This is a genomic window from Dactylosporangium darangshiense, assembly GCF_039537565.1.
Classification (GTDB): Bacteria; Actinomycetota; Actinomycetes; order Mycobacteriales; family Micromonosporaceae; genus Dactylosporangium; species Dactylosporangium darangshiense.
The window spans coordinates 1-1,881 of sequence record NZ_BAABAT010000165.1 but is presented as its reverse complement, the minus strand read 5'-3'; the positions used below and the strand labels follow the sequence as shown (position 1 = coordinate 1,881).

Annotated in this window: 3 protein-coding genes; all 3 read left to right on the top strand. The window is 60.6% G+C overall.

The genetic code is table 11. The features are described 5' to 3' along the window. The first annotated feature begins 385 nt into the window (after window positions 1-385). The 3 genes from ABD901_RS58450 to ABD901_RS58445 all read left to right on the top strand — a co-directional run bounded on the left by ABD901_RS58450 (window position 386) and on the right by ABD901_RS58445 (window position 1,762). On the top strand, window positions 386-748 hold the full coding sequence (locus tag ABD901_RS58450) for a hypothetical protein (protein WP_345145012.1): 363 nt from the start codon (window positions 386-388) through the stop codon (window positions 746-748). Then, entirely contained in the window at window positions 745-933 is a 189-nt protein-coding gene (locus ABD901_RS59525) for a DUF4760 domain-containing protein (protein ID WP_380138943.1), read from the top strand. Before ABD901_RS58450 ends, ABD901_RS59525 begins: the two co-directional genes overlap by 4 nt. A 259-nt stretch (window positions 934-1,192) precedes the next feature. Further along, window positions 1,193-1,762, top strand: a complete 570-nt coding sequence (locus ABD901_RS58445) for a hypothetical protein (protein WP_345145010.1) — start codon at window positions 1,193-1,195, stop codon at window positions 1,760-1,762. Window positions 1,763-1,881 lie beyond the last annotated feature (119 nt).

The window sequence follows — 1,881 nt, the reverse complement described above, 5'->3', positions numbered from 1 at the left end:
CGTCGTCTCACCAACCCGATTACACGCTGCCGGGACCAACCCCATTACCGCTATGCCGGGACAGACGACGGACGAGGCACCGACCAGGGGCTTGACTCGAAACGTCTTACGCTGATGAGCGCGCACCTGATCACGCGCTCCGACCGGCAGCGTCGCGCTCGGAATCGGCCGGACGCGCCCGCCACCTTGTCGACGTTGCGAGGCGGGCAGCCGAGCGCGTCAATCTCGATCAAGCGACGTCGGCCGATGAGGCGAACACCCAAACGCCTGTCCGGCTCTGGCATTCCGGCCCCGGTTTCGCTTCGATGAAGGGCGCGAACGGCGATCACCCATTTGGGTGACAGATCTACTTTGGGCATGAACAGCACGAACGCCCGATCCGGCGATGCTGGAGGCTGAATTGAGTCAAGCAACCGCAACTCTCTACCTTGCCGCGATCGCCACAGCAATTAGTGCTGTCGGGCTTTACCTCCTTCTGCATCAGATTCGGCTCCTGCGGACCCAAGTTAACGACGCCAAGGATGGTTATATGGGAGAGCAGCTGCTCTCTCGACAGCAGTCCACCCTAGAATTTTTGGCGTCGACACTGGAGGCGCGAACTGAATATATCAAGGCAGTGCCTTCCTTGAAGAACACGCAGGCGGTGAGCGATTTTCTGGAAGAGGTTCGCAGTAACGCCGGTACTGAGAAGACGCTGATCGCCTTCCTCAGCTGCTACGAGAATCTATTGCCGCTGGCGTTAATATGAACGTCCTAGACGAGCAGGTGGTACACAGGACCGTTGGACGAACCGTCATGCTCGCACAGGAGCAATTCGGGCCTTATGTCGCAAAGCGGCGAGCGAACGAAGAACACCCGAGCCTATATCTGGAGTTAGAGAGGCTCGCGAACAGGCTGAGGACCTGCGAATTGGCGGGACAGCATGTCGTTTAGCCAGCTGGAAGTTCGTTGTGGAGGTGCAGGCCGGCGCGGCTACTGTAGTAGACCTCTGGAGCACGCATCCGCTCATCGGCCAGTTCTGCGCGCCGGCCGGCTCGTAGGCGTCACGGCTCGCGGCTGGCTGGTGTCCACGGACAGCGGCAAATTCGTGTGCGTCCCACATTGGGCGAAGGGGAGCCGCTCGTCAACAGCGGCAGGCGCGTGTGGCACCGATCAGACATTCCGCCTTGCCGGGCATCGATAAGTTCTAACTATGGCGCCAGTCGAGCAGCAAGGCATCCTCGTCGATACCTCGACGCTGGCGGAGCTTCATCTACATGATCCCAAGCGCCGGCCACGTCTTGATCATCGCGAAGCGGTCGCCGTCGAGGCGCTCGTCCTGTTCGACAAGGTTTACGTAGATGGCCGCACGGCCAACGTGGAACTGCCCTCCTTTCGGTGGCTGGACGAGCTCGATGACGGATTCGTCATGGTCAACAACTCGTACGATGAAGTCCAGACGACCTACCGACGCGGAATGAACTTGGCTGCCCACCTCGCGGCCGCCCCGCCGACCGCCGATTTCCTCCGAGCCTCGGCCGCCCCGATCAAACTAGCCGGACGGTTGCGCTACACGACCGATGACCGGCTCTTGCGCAGCGACCTGCACGGCTACGTAGCACACGAGATGCCTCCCGACGCTGCGGTCTTCAGTGATCTCCTGATGCGTGATCTCCAGACGGATCAACCGACTGGCGGCATCGTTATCGCCCGTATGTGCTACTACCTCGCATTGCAGGAGCAACTCGGCTCCTTGCTGCTCCTGCACCCTACTAAGCCCTGATCCACCGATGGGATTGATGTGAGCACGAGGGCCCGGATGCGATGATGCCCCCGCGAGCTGGAAAGATAGAGGTTCTTCAGGCTTCTATCGTCCAGTTCGAGAGGGCACCGTCAGGGTGA

Bases quoted from the DNA above. Each gene is read 5' to 3' on its own strand.
- ABD901_RS59525 (WP_380138943.1), top strand. From the start codon at position 745: ATGAACGTCCTAGACGAGCAGGTGGTACACAGGACCGTTGGACGAACC.
- ABD901_RS58445 (WP_345145010.1), top strand. From the start codon at position 1,193: ATGGCGCCAGTCGAGCAGCAAGGCATCCTCGTCGATACCTCGACGCTG.
- ABD901_RS58450 (WP_345145012.1), top strand. From the start codon at position 386: ATGCTGGAGGCTGAATTGAGTCAAGCAACCGCAACTCTCTACCTTGCC.